This is a genomic window from Planomonospora sp. ID82291 (assembly GCF_015711645.1).
Taxonomy (GTDB): domain Bacteria; phylum Actinomycetota; class Actinomycetes; order Streptosporangiales; family Streptosporangiaceae; genus Planomonospora.
Genome location: NZ_JABTEX010000001.1, coordinates 1,890,452 through 1,904,367 on the forward strand (window position 1 = coordinate 1,890,452; position 13,916 = coordinate 1,904,367).

Here is a 13,916-nt window from a genome sequence, read left to right on the forward strand (position 1 = left end):
CCTCTCTGCGGCGATCGGAGACCATATCCGACGGTTCGGGGGCCAAACGCTTCCCCTTTCTCCTTGGAACGGCTTGCGCGCTCTCCCGGACGATATGAGATGGTGCGCTCAGACGGCCAGCTCTTTGGAGGGTATCCAATGCCCCGTTCCAACCGACGCCCTGTCGTACGGCTCGGCGCGACACTCCTGGTGGCCGCTCTGTCCGTGGCCGGCTGCGGGGAGAAGGAGCCGACGGCTGCCGAGGCCGGCGCGACCCTCAAGACGCACATCATGAAGCTTCTCGACGAGGTGAGCGCCCGAAACATCCAGGTCACCGACCCCGGCGGCAAGGACATCCCCTGCGGCGACGGCAAGGCCAAACGCACCTTCGCCGCAACGGCACCGGATTCCTCTCCGGAACGAGTACCCGACATTCTTAACAACATCATGATAAGCGCTTTAGATCGAGTTGCCGATTACAAAATCGCTGGCAGCTCAGGCGGATCGATACGCATGACGAACGAGCCGACAAAGACGATCATGTTATTGGAGTCGACGGTGAATGGCAGATACTCCGTGCGAGGCGAGACCCAGTGCCTCAATCGGACGTGAGCTGCACACTCTCGTAAACACCTCTCCGATTGTATGCATTCCCCTTAGCGCCGTTGAAAACATCAGCCTGTTTAGCGGCCAGCTCCCCCAGGGAAATATCATTACCTTTTCCCAAGCCGTTGTCGACCAACCACTGGTCGAGGGCCCTCACCCCCGCCGTGCCCTGCTTGAGAATCTCCTCGAACGGGCGCAGGCCGCCCTTCGGATCGGCGATGGCCCCGGCCGGGGGAACCTCCGGGACGAACCCCTGCCGTATGAGGATCTGAACCGTCTCGTGACGTCGCCCCAGCGTCTTCGCCTCATCCGACTCCAAGAGCTTCTTCACCTGCTCCTCCGGCCCCCGACCGTAGGTGTAGTAGCCGGAGACCCCGGTGGACAAGGCCGTCCAGGTCTTGGGGATGGCGGAGAACGGAGAGAGCAGCCCGACGACGCCCATGACACCGCCCGCCAGGAAGCTCTCGGCGTCCTCCGCGGTCTCGGAGCCGTCGTCTCCGGGCTTGAGCACCCGCACGGCAGCGGCCAGTTCGGTGCCCCGGACGTTGCCCAGGGCCGTGAACAGGTTGTCCAGGGGAACCGGGGCTCCGCTGCTCTTCGCGGCATTCGCCGCATACGGGAGAACCCTGTGGAGAAACTTCTCCATGCCCTCGCCGAAGCGGAGTCGCGCGCCGGCGTCACCCGCGAAGGTGGTCATGAAGCGGAAGGTGTCCTCCGGGCTCAGCCGGAAGGCGCCGCGCAACCCGGGAGGCGGTGTCCACTCGAACAGGCCGGGAGTCGTCTGCGGGGCGCTGTCCTTGGCCACGTCGGCGTCGTTGAGGTTGGCGCCCAGGGTGATCTCCGTGGCGTACGAGCCCCCGATCTCCGCCAGGTGGATCCGGGTCGCGTCGTTCAGCCGCCACCCGTCCGCCGTGGTCATCACGGTGTAGGCGAAGAACGCCGCCTCCTGGCCGTGCTTTCCGTCCTGCTCGTCATAGGCGCCGGAGGCCGCGGCCAGGAGCCGCCCGAAGGCGCCCGCCGTCTCCGGGATCCCCATCGTCCGCTCGTTGAGATCCTTCAGGAACGCGGCCAGCTCCGGCCGGTCGTCCCACTTCTCCGGGGACCCCGGAAGCCGTCCGAAGGGCCGGGCGATGTCCGGCGGGGCCGGGTCGGCCCCGAACCGGGCCGCCGAGCCGATCGCCAGGCGGGCCGCGGCGGGGTTGTTCCCCAGCGCGTCGAGCAGACCCGCCAGGGCCGAACCGCCGATCCGGCTGCCGGACCGCAGCGCGGGCGCGGCCAGTCCGGCCAGCCACACATCCGGGTGGTCCCCGTGGCTCAGCAGCGCCGCGACCGCCTCCACATCCTCGGCGTCCCCGGCGCTCCCGGTCATCGTCTTCTCCACGGCCTTCATCACCGCGGCGAATCCGGGCACCTTCGCCCCGCCACCGACCGCGGTGGCGAAAGCCGTACCGGCCGTGCGGAGCGCGTCGGGCCGCTCGTCGTCGGGCAGCCGGCGCAGCGCGGCGTCCACCCGGCGGATCCCGGCCGGGCCCAGAGCGGCGAAGAACGCGGCGGTGAAACCGGCGTCGTGCTGGTGCCCCTTCAGCGCCGCGAACACCGCGGCGATCTCCTCGGAGGCGTACGGCCCGGTGAACCGGAACTCGTCCGGATCGATGGCGGCGAACCGCTCTCCCAGGTCGGTGCCCCGGCGCCGCGCCTCGGCGGGGGAGAGCAGCGACGCCTCCCGGTACGGCCGCAGGCCCGTGCCGATCATTCCGAGCAGCTCGGGCCCGGGGGCGGTGATGGTCGCCACCCGCCGGCGGAGCTTCGGCACCTGCTGTTCCGTCCAGCCGCCGATCTCCCGGATGGGGGCGAGCCCGGCGGCGGGCAGGTCGACGGCGGCCAGTTCCCGGCGGATGCTCTCGGCCTGCTCGGCGATCACCTGCCCGGCCCGCTCCAGCTCGGTGATGAAGCCGTTCATCAGCGCCGGGTCGATCCCGGAGAACTCCGGCGCGAGCGGCCCGGTCCCCGGCGGTACAGAGGGGGTCTCCGTCATGCCGTCCATCATCGGCGACAGGAGATCGCGGCGCGAGAGATCAGGAGCAGATCCCCGACAGCTTGGAGCCTCGCGTCCCTGGCTGGATGGTCGTGCCGTGGCGTCTCCTCCGATGCCACGGCGCAACGATCGCTTGCCGACCTCAGGGAAGGGGGAAACCGGTGATCGTGACCGTGGGCGCGGGAACCGCGGAGACCGTGGGCGCGGGCTCGGGCTCGGGCTCGGGCGCGGGAGCCGGCGAGACCGCAGGGGCGGGCGAAGGCGCCGACGAGGCCTCGCCTCCGATCTGCGACCCCTTCTTCACGAAGCGCTTCCGAACGTGGCCCGTGACGCCGCTCCCGCCCTTCACCTCGCGCCAGTGCTCCCGGGAACGCTCGCACGTGCCGGTGGTGGTCCGGCCGGGCAGGAGCACGTCAACCACCTTGTACTTTCTGTTCCACGCACGAGGCCGTTTGCCTGGTTTCCGGCGTACCTTGACGTAGTCGCCCGGAGAGACCTTGTGCACCCGATACAGGCAGGTGCGATCATCCTGGGCATGGACGGGCGCCGTGGTGGCGACGTCCAGGGCGACCGGACTTCCGCCGACGACGATTGCCGCGGCAAGAACGCCGATGACTCGCTTCGAGAACATTCATCACTCCCTCCCCGCTGATGCGGTGGCTACGGCCTTGATGTCCGCATCCGTACCGCGAACAACCAACACGGGGCGTTATTAATGAAATGCGTACCGTAGCCATACGGCCTCGGGAGAGGAGGACCGCGAGCCGGGGCGGCGGAGGCCGACCCGTGCCGACCGGCATGCTCCGCGCTCCGTCTCATGCCGTGCCGACCGGCATGCTCCGTGCTCGGTGCTCCGTCTCATGCCGTGCCGACTCATGCCGTGCCGACCGGCGTGCTCCGTGCTCGGTGCTCCGGCCGGAACCCCGCCGCCCCGAGCACCGTACGGCCGCGCCGACGCCCGATCAGACCATCGCGACGCCCGATAGCGTTGCCGACATGACCGACTTCATCTCCCTCCCCTTCTATGACCTGTTCCACGAGAACGGGCACATCCCGGAGGTCCGGGAGAAGCTTCCCCCGCTCCTCGCCGGGGTACGGCGGAGCATCCTGGAGATCGGTGCGGGAAGCGGTCTGGTCACCACGTCGCTGGCCGACCGGACCCCGGCGGAGATCTTCGCGCTGGAACCCTCGGCCGGTATGCGCGCGCTGCTGCTGTCCCGACTGGGCGCCCGCCCTGAACTGCTGGAGCGGGTGACCGTGCTCCCCTGCGACGCGCTGAGCGTGGACCTGGACGAGCCGGTCGAGGCCATCGTGATGATCAACGTGATGTACGCCCTGGAGCCGGACTACCGCAGGCGGCTCTGGCCGGTGCTGGCGGACCGGCTGGAGCCCGGCGGCCTGCTGGTCTTCACCTGGCGCGCCGGCGGCCCCCCGGCACCGCGCCCTCTGCAGGAGCTGGAGTCACGCCGGGTCGGCCGGCACACCTACGCGGTCCTGTCGGAGATCCTCCGGTCGGACGGGGAGGCGTGCGAGGCCCGCTACCTCTACCGGATCACCGAGGGCGACAGGGTCGTCAGCGAGGAGGAGATCACCGGGCACGCCTACCGCCCCGGATGGGACGTGATCGAGGGGGAGCTCACCGGATCGGGTTTCGTCCAGGCCGACGCGCCCGAGGGGTTCCTCGCCTGGCGGCTCGCCTGAGGGATTCCTCCTCGCCGCGACCCGGACCGGCGGCGCAGCCGTTCGAACACCTCGTCCGGCAGACGCCACCGCCTGCGCCACCGCCTGCGCCACCGCCTGCGCCACCGCCTGCGCCGATGCCGGTGCCGATGCCAGCGCCGACGCCGACGCCGACGCCGACGGCAGAAGTCCGGCAGGGCCTTTCAGACGGTGAACTGGACCACGATGCCGTGCAGCTCGGCGGCGACCTCGTCGAGCCTGCCGACGGTACGGCGGGCCTCGGCCACCCCGGCGGTGGTGGTCTGCGCGGCGTCGGCGACCCCGGTGATACCGGCGGCGATGTCGTCGGCGCCGACCGCGGCCTGGGAGATGTTGCGGCTCATCTCCCCGGAGGTGGCGCTCTGCTCCTCCACCGCGGCGGCGATGGCCGTGGAATGCTCGCTGACGGTCGTGATGATCTCGCTGATCCCGCCGATGGCCGCGATCGCCGCATCGGTGTCGGCCTGGATGGCCTCGATCCGGCGGGCGATGTCCTCGGTGGCCTTGGCCGTCTCCTGCGCCAGGTCCTTGACCTCACCCGCCACCACCGCGAACCCCTTGCCCTGCTCCCCGGCACGGGCGGCCTCGATGGTCGCGTTCAGGGCGAGCAGGTTGGTCTGCTCGGCGATCGAGGTGATCGTCTTGATCACCGAACCGATCTCCGCGCTGGAGGCGCCCAGCTTGGCGACGGTCTCACCGGCGTCGCGCACCGTCTGCACGCCGGTGCCGGCCACCCGGGCCGCCTGGCTGACGCTGCCGGCGATCTCGGCGATGGTGGTGCTCATCTCCTCGCTGGCCGCGGCGATGGTCTGCACATTGGCCGAGACCTGCTCCGCCGTGGCGGCGACCTGGTCGGAGCGGGCCGCGGTGCCGGTGGCGGCGCCGTCCATCCGGGTGGAGACGGCCGTCAGCTCCTGGGAGGCGCCGGACAGCGTCGTGCTGTGGCGGGCGAGCGTCCCGAAGGCGTCCCGCAGCACGCCCACGGTCTGGGCCAGGGCGCGGGCCATGTCGCCGAGTTCGTCGCGGCGGGTGGTGTCGATGGAGACGGTCAGGTCCTTCGCCGCGATGCCGCGCAGGGTCTGCACGGTCGCGGTCAGCGGCCGGGTGATGCTCCGGGTCACGGCCACGGCCAGCGCGACGGCCAGCAGCAGGCACGATACGCCCGCGCCCAGCATCAGCCGCAGGGCGGTGTCACTGGCGGCGCGCGCGTCGGCCGCCGCCGCCGCGGCGTTGGCCACGGCCTCGTCGGCCAGTTCGTTCACGGCGGTGGCGGCCTGGTCGAAGTGCTCCAGCGCCTCACCGGCCACCAGGTCGTTGGCCTGCCGGGTCTGGGCGGGCGTGCCGCCGCGGTAGGCGGCGATGATCTGCTCGTCGACGTTCATGAAGTCCTCGAACGCCGCCTCGGCGCGCTGCAGGTCCGCGCGCTGGGTGGCGGTCAGTCCCATGCTCTCCAGCTTGTCGAGGTCACCGCGGAAGGCTTCGGTGGAGGCCAGGAAGTTCTTGCGCTGGCCGACGGCGTCATCGGCCGCGTTCGGCACGCCGCGGATGACGTCGAAGGCGTAGCCGGTCTGCCAGCCGTTGAAGTCGGCGGTACGGAACTTGGCCGTCAGCGCCGCGCCCCGCACCGCCGTACTGGCCTCCAGGTGGTCGGTCGCCTCCCGCGCCGAGGAGATGCCGACGGCGCCCACCCCGACCGCTCCGCACAGCAGGACGCCCACCACCGCGAACGCACTCCCCAGGCGCGCGCCGACCTTCAAATCGTTGATCTTCATCATGTCCGGTTCCCCGCGCTGTCGTGTCGGTGTCGTGTCGGTGTCGTTCACCGGGCGTCGTCGACGCTCACAACCCGACCATCGACCGCACCGGTCGCGGGGTGAGTGAAATCACCGAACCGGGCGGGCACCGGTGTCCGCCGTGTCCTCGAACGAACCGAGCGTCTCCTCCGCGCCTCTCGGCCGCCCCCGGCCGACTGGGGCTGACGGACCCCGATCGGTCACCCGGCGGCGGCGGCCAGGCGGCGCCGGAGCTCCGCCTCCGAGACGTCCTCGATGTGGGTGAGGAACACCCAGATGTGACCGGAGGGGTCCTTGATGATGACGGTGCGGTCCCCGTGGAACATGTCCTTCGGCGGCTGGAGGATCTCGGCGCCGGCGGCCTCCGCGCGCTCCGCCAGACCGTCGACATCGGGCACGAAGACGTGCAGCGTGACGGACGTGCCTCCGCCGAGCGAGGTCGGCGCGGCGAAGGAACCGGCCTCCGCCTCGTCCACACTGGCGTCACCCAGCATCAGGACCGACCGCCCGACGGTGATCTCGGCGTGCAGGATCCCGCCGCCCGGAGCCTCGACCCTGAAGTCCTCCCGGGCACCGAACGCCCGCCGGTAGAAGTCGATCGCCGCGGCGGCGTCGTCGACCATGATGTGCGGGATCACCGCGTAGCGGTAGCGGTCGGGGATCTCGGGGTGAGCTGTGCGTCCGGTCATGGTCGACCTCCTCGGAAAGGTACCACCGGGTGGTTCCCGCGGTCTTGGAAGGACCGTAGAAGCTCAACTTTGGTTCAGGTCAACCGCCGCAAACCGACAAGGAGCGGACCGCGGCCGCGCAGCTTGGAGCGGGCGATGGCGATCGGCCCGCTGGTGGTCTTGATGGTGGTGGGGCAGTGGCCGCCCGAGGTGGCCGGGTCGCACGGTTGTCTCCTCGCCGACCGCTGTAGTGCGCTGGTAGCGGCCGAGGCCGAGGAAGGCGTCGACCTCGGCTTCGACGACGGTCTGGATGATCAGACGGGCGCCCGGGCGGGCGACGTCTTCGAGGACCTCGACGAGGTCGTGGCCGTTGGTGAACAGGGCGTCGATTTCGGCGCGGATGGCCTGGGTGGGGATACTCGACGGGTCACGGGCGTGGGACTCCTTCGTACGGAACTTGGCGGTTCAGCACGGAACCTACGCCCGTGATCTATTTACACCGCATCTGGGACGCGACCGCAGGTCGCTGCCCCCGATGCGGCAGAGCGGGCGGGACACGGGGTGGACGTGCTGCTCAAGGTCTACGCCAAGTGCATCGACGGCGGCGCGGAGATCGCCGACCAGCGGATCGAGGACGCATTGGCTGCATGATCCACCATTCGACGAAGGGGCTTCGGGGACACCGGAGCCCCTTCTGTCTCATCAAGGTGCACCGAAGTCATGACAAGTAACTATTGAACTCGCGCTGCATAAGGTCCCAGAACGATCTGTAGCGGACCTCGCCCGGATGCCAGGACGCGAAGTCCCATGCCTCCCACTCTCCGTCTTCCCCGACGACGTAGGGGTTGAGCAGGTACACCTGTCCCTCGATGCATTCGGAGATGCAGAGGCTGTCGGACACGGACTCCTCTCCGATACGGCTCAGGTCTTGCGGGCCCAGAGCGCTTTTTCCGTGATCCCAGATCCCGGCAAGCTCCGGGTCCACATCACGGGTCCAGCCGACTTCGGCCAGGGGCATGAGGCGAAGAGATGAATGGCTGTACTCGTCCCAGCCGTTGGCGACCTGGAGGAACTCCCTGTAGCTCGGCGGCAGGCGCATACCGAGGCGTTCCTCGTGGCGCGCGATCTCGGCCTCACCGGCACCCGGCGCGCCGAGCCAGGCAGCACGGCCGAATCCGTCGTCCGGACCCCCTCGCTGTTCGGGCGGAATGGCCCTGTACTCGGCGAAGTACTTCTGGGCCCGGTCGTTCACGGTCCGGAGAAGGTCGTCCCAGGGGTAGCGGGGGGTATCGGAGGTCGCCATGGCGGGGACCCTAACGGTCATATCCGACAGTTAAGCCGACGCAAGGCGAAGCCGTACCACCTGATCCGCTTCGGTTCCGGCCCTGTTTCCCCTGTATCAACCGGATGTCTCGCTCCAGCCCTCATCGAGCCTGGCCAGTCGCGGGAACGGCGGCCGGGTAGAGAGTGCCGGCGTGGTCGTTCGTGACCGCATACCGGAGGTCGGCCAGCGCTCGGACTGCCTGCTGAGCGTCCGCGGATCGGGTCAGTGCCTCCACAGCCGCTCGGGCTGCCTCCGGGAGATACCAACGGGGGCCGGGTACCCGTGTCCAGTCCACCTGCTCCACCGCTGTCCTCCCGCCACTCCCGGAGCGGACTTCTCAGGCGCGACCTGGGGAAACGCGACCAACATCATTCCGCGTATATTTCGCGAACACCGGCCGAGGGCCGCTCACGGCGGCACACGGCTGCACACCCCGGAAACGGTCAACGGCGCCTCACCGGGATGGAAGCCCTGGTCAGACGCCGTTTCGCGTGCTCAGCGGAGAGCGTGGGATTCGAACCCACGAGGACCGTCACCGGCCCTAGCGGTTTTCAAGACCGCCGCCATCGTCCACTAGGCGAGCTCTCCTCGCCGGCCCGTCCGACGGACGCACCGGATTGCACCCTAGTCTCTCACGACCCCGCCCCGCCGGTGTCTCGTCCGGATCACCGAGTGAGACGTGATCAGACGAGACATCGGACGGGCGAGACGCCGCCGGAGCGGGCCTCAGGACTGCGGGGCGGCGAAACCGTCGCCCACCGAGGCCGCCAGGCGGAGATAGGCGTCACGGGTGGCGGACTGGAGCCTTTCGAGGTCGATCTCGGCGCCCTCTTCGAGGTGGGGGTCGTAGGGGACCCGGATGACCGCGCGGCAGCGGGCGGCGAAGTGGGCTTCCAGGCGGTCGAGGTCGACGGTGGACTTCGACCGCGGCCGGACGCTGCACAGCACCACCGTGGCGGAGCGGACGAGGTCCTCGTAGTGGTGGGCCTCCAGCCAGTCGAGGGTGGCCGAGGCCGCCCTGGCGCCGTCCACGGACGGGGAGCTGACCAGGACGAGCTGGTCGGCCAGGCCCAGGACGCCGGACATCGCCGAGTGGAGCAGTCCGGTGCCGCAGTCGGTGATGCAGATCGAGTAGAAGTTCTCCAGGACCTGCGCCACCGCCTGGTAGTCGGACGCGCTGAAGGCCTCCGACACCGACGGGTCGCGGTCGGAGGCGAGGATCTCCAGACGCGACGGAGCCTGCGAGGTGAAGGCCCGGATGTCGACGTAGCGCTTGATCTGACCGCGCTCGTTCAGCAGGTCCCGGACGGTGGCCGCCGTCTCCAGCTCCAGCTTGTCCGACAGGGTGCCGCGGTCCGGGTTGGCGTCGACCGCGATCACCCGGTCGCCGCGGGCCTGGGCGAGGGTGGCGCCGAGGCCGACCGTCGTCGTGGTCTTGCCGACGCCGCCCTTCAGGCTGAGTACGGCGACGCGGTGGTGACCGGTGGCGACGGGGGTCCGGGCACGGGTGATCAGCTCGCGACGGCGGCGGACCTCCGGGGACTCGCCCGGCTTGATCAGTCCTGCCGAGGCCTTGAAGACCAGCTTCCGCCATCCTCCGGACGGTCCGTTGCGACGCCCCCGGAGCAGGGACTCCGGGTCCAGGCTGTCGGCCGACGGCCTGGGACCGCCCGTCGCCTGCTGCCGGGCCGGAGAGCTGAACGCGGGCGGCGGGCTCGGCTGGCGGCGGCGCGGCTGGTACGGCTCGCGCGCCGGCTCGGCCGCCTCCCGGTCGGGAGTGAATCCACGGTCGGAGGAGGCGAAGGCCGCCGTGTCCCGGTCCGGGGTGAACGCCGTCCCTCCCGCGGCCCTGAACGGCGTGTCCTGGGTGGACGCGGAGGCCTTGTCCCGGTCGGAGGCCCTGTCCCGGTCGGTGGTGAAGGGCGTTCCGCGACCGGAGACGAACGCGGTGTCGTCGTCGGATCCGGGCCGCTTCTCCGTCACCTGGCCGAACCCACCGGAGGCGCCGGACAGGTCGGAACCGAATCCACCGGACCCGAAGGCGTGTTCCCGGGGCTCCGGGACCGCGGAGTCGGAGCGGTCGGCACCGAAGGAACCGGGGGTCTGCAGGGAACCGGAGGAGTCGGAGGCCGGGAAGGAACCGGAAGGCTCGGGGGCGGGGAAGGATCCGGAGGACTCCGGCCTGAACGGCTTCATGGGCGTGAGCGGCTCGTCGACCGGCGCACCGAAACGGCCGGAGCCAGGATCGGTGTCCCCTCGGGTGAACCGGTCGCCTTCCACGTCGGCGCCGCCGAAGGCGAACCGGTCGGAGTCGGAACCCCCACCGCCCGACCCGAAGCGCCGCGTCTCGGAATCACCGCCGTCGAAAGCCGGCCGGTCGGCTTCGGCGTCCCCGCCGAACCCGAAACGCCCCGTCTCGGACGACTCACCGGCACCGAACCCGAAACGACCCGTCTCGGACGACTCACCGGCACCGAACCCGAAACGACCCGTCTCGGACTCACCGCCACCGAACCCGACGTGCCCGGTCTCGGACGCCGAGGTGTCCGCCGATCCCGGCGAGGACGGCTCAGCCGGCGCGTCGGAGCGCCGGGGCTCCTCGAAGAGCCCCCGGGACGATTCCTTCTCCGGATCGCCGAACTCCGGATCACCGAAGGCGCCCAGCGCGTACGTGTCACCGGAACCGGAACCGGAACCCGGTCCGGACACCGGAACCGGGTCGGACTCCGGGTGGGGCAGCGGCTTCAACGGGGCCAGGAAGCCGTCGTTGTCCTCGGGGGAGGGCGCGGGAGGCAACGTGAAGGAGCTCACCGCCTCGGCCGCCTCGGTCCACTCCGCGGCATCCGCCTCCTCCCCCGACCGGTCGGCCGGGACCTCCCCGGCCTTCACGGCCGGGCCGGCGGCCGAAGGGGCGTGATCCGGATCTGCGGCGGCGCGGAACAGCGGCGACGAGACCACCTCGGTCTCCGCGGGCACCAGGCTCCACGGGTCCTGCGGGTACGGCGAGATGACGGCGTCGTCCCTCGTGGCGGTGACCTGCACGGTCATCGCCACGGGCGGCGCCTCTTCCTGCTCCTTGATCGCGTCGAGCCAGGCGAGCTGTTCCTCGAGAGATTCCTCACGATCGTGTCTTGCCACCGTGTTCCCCCTCGGGATGGGCTAAAGGGGCAGCAAACACATTGAAGATTAACGCCCCGTGTTCTCTCCAATGCAGGCAACCACCGAGTTGGCTCTCCCGGTAGCGTGAGTTACATGCACGCCATCGTGATCGACAAACCTGGTGGGCCGGAAGTCCTCGCCTGGCGGCAGGTTCCGGACCCCCGACCGGAACGGGGCGATGTCATCATCGACGTGGCCGCCTCCGCGGTCAACCGCGCTGACGTCCTGCAACGGCAGGGACTCTACTCCCCTCCCCCCGGCGCCTCGCCGTATCCCGGGCTGGAATGCTCAGGAGTCGTCGCCGAGGTCGGTGCGGACGTCGAGGGGTTCAAGCCGGGCGACCGGGTGTGCGCGCTGCTGACGGGCGGCGGATACGCCGAGCGGGTGGCGGTTCCGTGGCAGCAGGTCATGCGCGTCCCGAAGGGGGTGGACCTGGTCGATGCGGCCGGGCTGCCCGAGGTGGCGTGCACGGTCTGGTCCAACGTCTTCATGACCGCGCGCCTGCGCAAGGGCGAGACGATCCTCGTCCACGGCGGCGCCAGCGGGATCGGCACGCTCGCCGTACAGCTGGCGAAGGCCTTCGGTTCGCACGTCGTCGTCACCGCGGGCTCGGCGGAGAAGGTCGCCCGCTGCCTGGAGCTCGGCGCGGACGAGGGGATCGACTACCACGCGGAGGACTTCTCGGAGAAGGTCCGGGCCGACGTGATCCTCGACATCATCGGCGGAAAGTATCTCGCTCGGAACGTGAAGGCCCTCACGACCGGCGGCCGGCTCGTGGTGATCGGGATGCAGGGCGGGACCAGGGGCGAGCTCGACCTGGGGGCGCTGCTCGCCAAGCGGGCCTCGGTGCACGGCGCCACGCTGCGGGCGCGGCCGGTCGACGAGAAGGGCGTCATCGTGCGCGGTGTCGTGGACAACGTCTGGCCCCTGCTCGACGCCGGCGCGATCCGCCCGGTGGTGCACGCGCGGGTGCCGATGAACGACGCCGCCCGGGCTCACCGGCTCCTGGAGTCCGGAGAGCACGTCGGGAAAATCCTGCTAGTAGGTTGAGAGTATGAACGCTGAGGAGAGCACTCCGCACGTGGTCGTCGTGGGTTCCCAGGGTGTCCAGCCCAAGGAGGCCGGCGGCGACGAGCGGTCGATCACCGATCTGGTCGAGCAGCCTGCCAAGGTGATGCGCATCGGCAGCATGATCCGCCAGCTCCTCGAGGAGGTCCGCGCGGCTCCGCTGGACGAGGCGAGCCGCAAGCGGCTCAAGGAGATCCACCAGAGCTCCATCAAGGAGCTCGAGGACGGCCTGGCCCCCGAGTTGGTCGAGGAGCTCGAACGGCTGTCGCTCCCGTTCACCGAGGGGAACGGGACCCCGCCGAGCGACGCCGAGCTCCGGGTCGCCCACGCGCAGTTGGTCGGCTGGCTGGAAGGCCTGTTCCACGGGATCCAGACCACGTTGTTCGCGCAGCAGATGGCCGCCCGGGCCCAGCTGGAGAACATGCGCCGGGCGCTGCCGGGAGGTCCCGGGCTCCACCAGGACGGCCCGCACCAGGCCAGCTCCGGCCCCTATCTGTGATCCCCGCTCCGATCTGATCCCCGTCGGTCTTCGGCCCTCTCCCGGTGCGCCGGAAGAGGGCCGCCCGCCGTCCTGGCCCGCCCGCCGCCTGAGAGCGCCCGCCGCCCCAGCGGTCGATCGCGGCCTGGGACCGCCCGCCGCCCCGGACCGCCCGCCGCCCCGGACTACGGGAAGAGGCCCTCCAGGACGCGCGCGACCCCGTCATCGTCGTTGGCGGACGCCACGTGGTCGACCGAGGCCAGCACCGCGGGATGGGCGTTGGCGACGGCGTAGGAAGTCCCGGCCCACCGCAGCATCGGCAGGTCGTTGGGCATGTCCCCGAAGGCGACCACCTCCGCGGCCTCGATGCCCCGTGCCCCCGCCAGTTCGGCGAGCGCCGACGCCTTCGTCACCCCGTGCGCGCTCATCTCGATCAGCGCCCGGCCGCTGGAGTGGGTGGGGGTGACCCGGTCGCCGACCAGCGCGCAGACCGCCTCGTGGAGGAGGTCGGGATCCATCCCGGGGTGCAGGGCCAGGAGTTTGGCGCACGGCCGCGAGGTGAGGGTGCCCGCGGCGACGGACAGCCCGCCGACCGCCTTCCGGTCCCAGCCGCCGAGGCGGAAGTCCGACTCGTGGGCGAACCCGCCCTCGTATTCCACGGAGAACGACAGGTCAGGCACCTTTTCCCGGAGTCGCCCGACGACCTCTTCCAGCACGTCTGGCTGGATTAGGTGTGATTTTACGATTTCCTCGGTGTGAAGGTCGTAGACCAGGGCACCGTTCGCACATATGGCCAGGCCTCGGTGCCGTACGGCTCCCGCCACGGTGTGCATCCAGCGCGGCGGGCGGCCGGTCACGAAGACGAGGGCGGCGCCCGCCTCCTCCACCCGGGCGAACGCCGCGGCGGTGCGGGGCGAGACGGTGCCGTCGGAGCGGAGGGCGGTGCCGTCGAGATCGGTGGCGACGAGCCGGGGTCTTCCCATAACAGACCCCAGTCTGCACGGTCGGCCCCGCCGCGCCGCCTCCGGGACCGCTCGGAGTGAGGAATCTTCCTGATCGCGGGAACACCCACGGCCTGGATGGTGTT

The 13,916-nt window shown here is 70.4% G+C and carries 12 protein-coding genes and 1 tRNA gene; 5 read left to right on the forward strand and 8 right to left on the reverse strand.

The genetic code is table 11. The features are described from left to right. The first annotated feature begins 138 nt into the window (after positions 1-138). The gene (locus HS045_RS08410; protein WP_230883481.1) at positions 139-591 is read left to right on the forward strand and encodes a hypothetical protein; all 453 of its coding nucleotides are present in this window, start codon (positions 139-141) and stop codon (positions 589-591) included. Here the strand turns inward: HS045_RS08410 and HS045_RS08415 are convergent. Together HS045_RS08415 and HS045_RS08420 are read right to left on the reverse strand one after the other, a co-directional pair. Then, the gene (locus HS045_RS08415) at positions 578-2,620 is read right to left on the reverse strand and encodes a hypothetical protein (RefSeq protein WP_196450552.1); all 2,043 of its coding nucleotides are present in this window, start codon (positions 2,618-2,620) and stop codon (positions 578-580) included. The two genes, HS045_RS08410 and HS045_RS08415, sit on opposite strands and share 14 nt — an antisense overlap. Before the next feature lie 142 nt (positions 2,621-2,762). Then, positions 2,763-3,251 carry a hypothetical protein gene (locus HS045_RS08420; protein ID WP_196450553.1) on the reverse strand — a complete coding sequence of 163 codons (489 nt, stop codon included), beginning with the start codon at positions 3,249-3,251 and terminating at the stop codon, positions 2,763-2,765. Between the two features lie 365 nt (positions 3,252-3,616). Here HS045_RS08420 and HS045_RS08425 point away from each other — a divergent pair, with 365 nt between their 5' ends. Further along, positions 3,617-4,321, forward strand: a complete 705-nt coding sequence (locus HS045_RS08425; RefSeq protein WP_196450554.1) for a trans-aconitate 2-methyltransferase — start codon at positions 3,617-3,619, stop codon at positions 4,319-4,321. A gap of 182 nt (positions 4,322-4,503) precedes the next feature. Here the strand turns inward: HS045_RS08425 and HS045_RS08430 are convergent, their stop codons facing one another. After that, the gene (locus tag HS045_RS08430; protein WP_196450555.1) at positions 4,504-6,114 is read right to left on the reverse strand and encodes a methyl-accepting chemotaxis protein; all 1,611 of its coding nucleotides are present in this window, start codon (positions 6,112-6,114) and stop codon (positions 4,504-4,506) included. Positions 6,115-6,332: 218 nt separating this feature from the next. Next, a complete protein-coding gene (locus tag HS045_RS08435) occupies positions 6,333-6,821 on the reverse strand; it encodes a VOC family protein (protein WP_196450556.1) in 489 nt (162 codons plus the stop codon). 135 nt (positions 6,822-6,956) lie between these two features. Between HS045_RS08435 and HS045_RS08440 the strand changes: the two genes are divergently transcribed. Continuing rightward, entirely contained in the window at positions 6,957-7,289 is a 333-nt protein-coding gene (locus HS045_RS08440; RefSeq protein WP_196450557.1) for a hypothetical protein, read from the forward strand. Positions 7,290-7,518: 229 nt separating this feature from the next. Here the strand turns inward: HS045_RS08440 and HS045_RS08450 are convergent, their stop codons facing one another. The 3 genes from HS045_RS08450 to HS045_RS34280 all read right to left on the reverse strand — a co-directional run bounded on the left by HS045_RS08450 (position 7,519) and on the right by HS045_RS34280 (position 11,262). Next, on the reverse strand, positions 7,519-8,103 hold the full coding sequence (locus tag HS045_RS08450) for an SMI1/KNR4 family protein (protein WP_196450558.1): 585 nt from the start codon (positions 8,101-8,103) through the stop codon (positions 7,519-7,521). Between the two features lie 520 nt (positions 8,104-8,623). Continuing rightward, positions 8,624-8,712: transfer RNA gene (locus tag HS045_RS08455), tRNA-Ser, on the reverse strand. Positions 8,713-8,850: 138 nt separating this feature from the next. Continuing rightward, positions 8,851-11,262, reverse strand: a complete 2,412-nt coding sequence (locus HS045_RS34280) for an AAA family ATPase (RefSeq protein ID WP_307827424.1) — start codon at positions 11,260-11,262, stop codon at positions 8,851-8,853. A 114-nt stretch (positions 11,263-11,376) separates the two neighbouring features. Here HS045_RS34280 and HS045_RS08465 point away from each other — a divergent pair, with 114 nt between their 5' ends. Further along, entirely contained in the window at positions 11,377-12,333 is a 957-nt protein-coding gene (locus HS045_RS08465; protein ID WP_196450559.1) for an NAD(P)H-quinone oxidoreductase, read from the forward strand. Between the two features lie 4 nt (positions 12,334-12,337). Continuing rightward, positions 12,338-12,850, forward strand: coding sequence for a bacterial proteasome activator family protein (locus HS045_RS08470; protein WP_196450560.1), 513 nt, complete (start codon positions 12,338-12,340; stop codon positions 12,848-12,850). 164 nt (positions 12,851-13,014) lie between these two features. On the opposite strand, the gene HS045_RS08475 is transcribed toward HS045_RS08470, so the two are convergent. Continuing rightward, on the reverse strand, positions 13,015-13,812 hold the full coding sequence (locus HS045_RS08475; RefSeq protein ID WP_196450561.1) for an HAD family hydrolase: 798 nt from the start codon (positions 13,810-13,812) through the stop codon (positions 13,015-13,017). Positions 13,813-13,916: the final 104 nt, after the last annotated feature.

What these genes read in the sequence shown, in the direction of transcription:
- HS045_RS08410 (WP_230883481.1), top strand. Translation starts at nt 139, where the DNA reads ATGCCCCGTTCCAACCGACGCCCTGTCGTACGGCTCGGCGCGACACTC.
- HS045_RS08415 (WP_196450552.1), bottom strand. Translation starts at nt 2,620, where the DNA reads ATGACGGAGACCCCCTCTGTACCGCCGGGGACCGGGCCGCTCGCGCCG.
- HS045_RS08420 (WP_196450553.1), bottom strand. Translation starts at nt 3,251, where the DNA reads ATGTTCTCGAAGCGAGTCATCGGCGTTCTTGCCGCGGCAATCGTCGTC.
- HS045_RS08425 (WP_196450554.1), top strand. Translation starts at nt 3,617, where the DNA reads ATGACCGACTTCATCTCCCTCCCCTTCTATGACCTGTTCCACGAGAAC.
- HS045_RS08430 (WP_196450555.1), bottom strand. Translation starts at nt 6,114, where the DNA reads ATGATGAAGATCAACGATTTGAAGGTCGGCGCGCGCCTGGGGAGTGCG.
- HS045_RS08435 (WP_196450556.1), bottom strand. Translation starts at nt 6,821, where the DNA reads ATGACCGGACGCACAGCTCACCCCGAGATCCCCGACCGCTACCGCTAC.
- HS045_RS08440 (WP_196450557.1), top strand. Translation starts at nt 6,957, where the DNA reads ATGGCGATCGGCCCGCTGGTGGTCTTGATGGTGGTGGGGCAGTGGCCG.
- HS045_RS08450 (WP_196450558.1), bottom strand. Translation starts at nt 8,103, where the DNA reads ATGGCGACCTCCGATACCCCCCGCTACCCCTGGGACGACCTTCTCCGG.
- HS045_RS08465 (WP_196450559.1), top strand. Translation starts at nt 11,377, where the DNA reads ATGCACGCCATCGTGATCGACAAACCTGGTGGGCCGGAAGTCCTCGCC.
- HS045_RS08470 (WP_196450560.1), top strand. Translation starts at nt 12,338, where the DNA reads ATGAACGCTGAGGAGAGCACTCCGCACGTGGTCGTCGTGGGTTCCCAG.
- HS045_RS08475 (WP_196450561.1), bottom strand. Translation starts at nt 13,812, where the DNA reads ATGGGAAGACCCCGGCTCGTCGCCACCGATCTCGACGGCACCGCCCTC.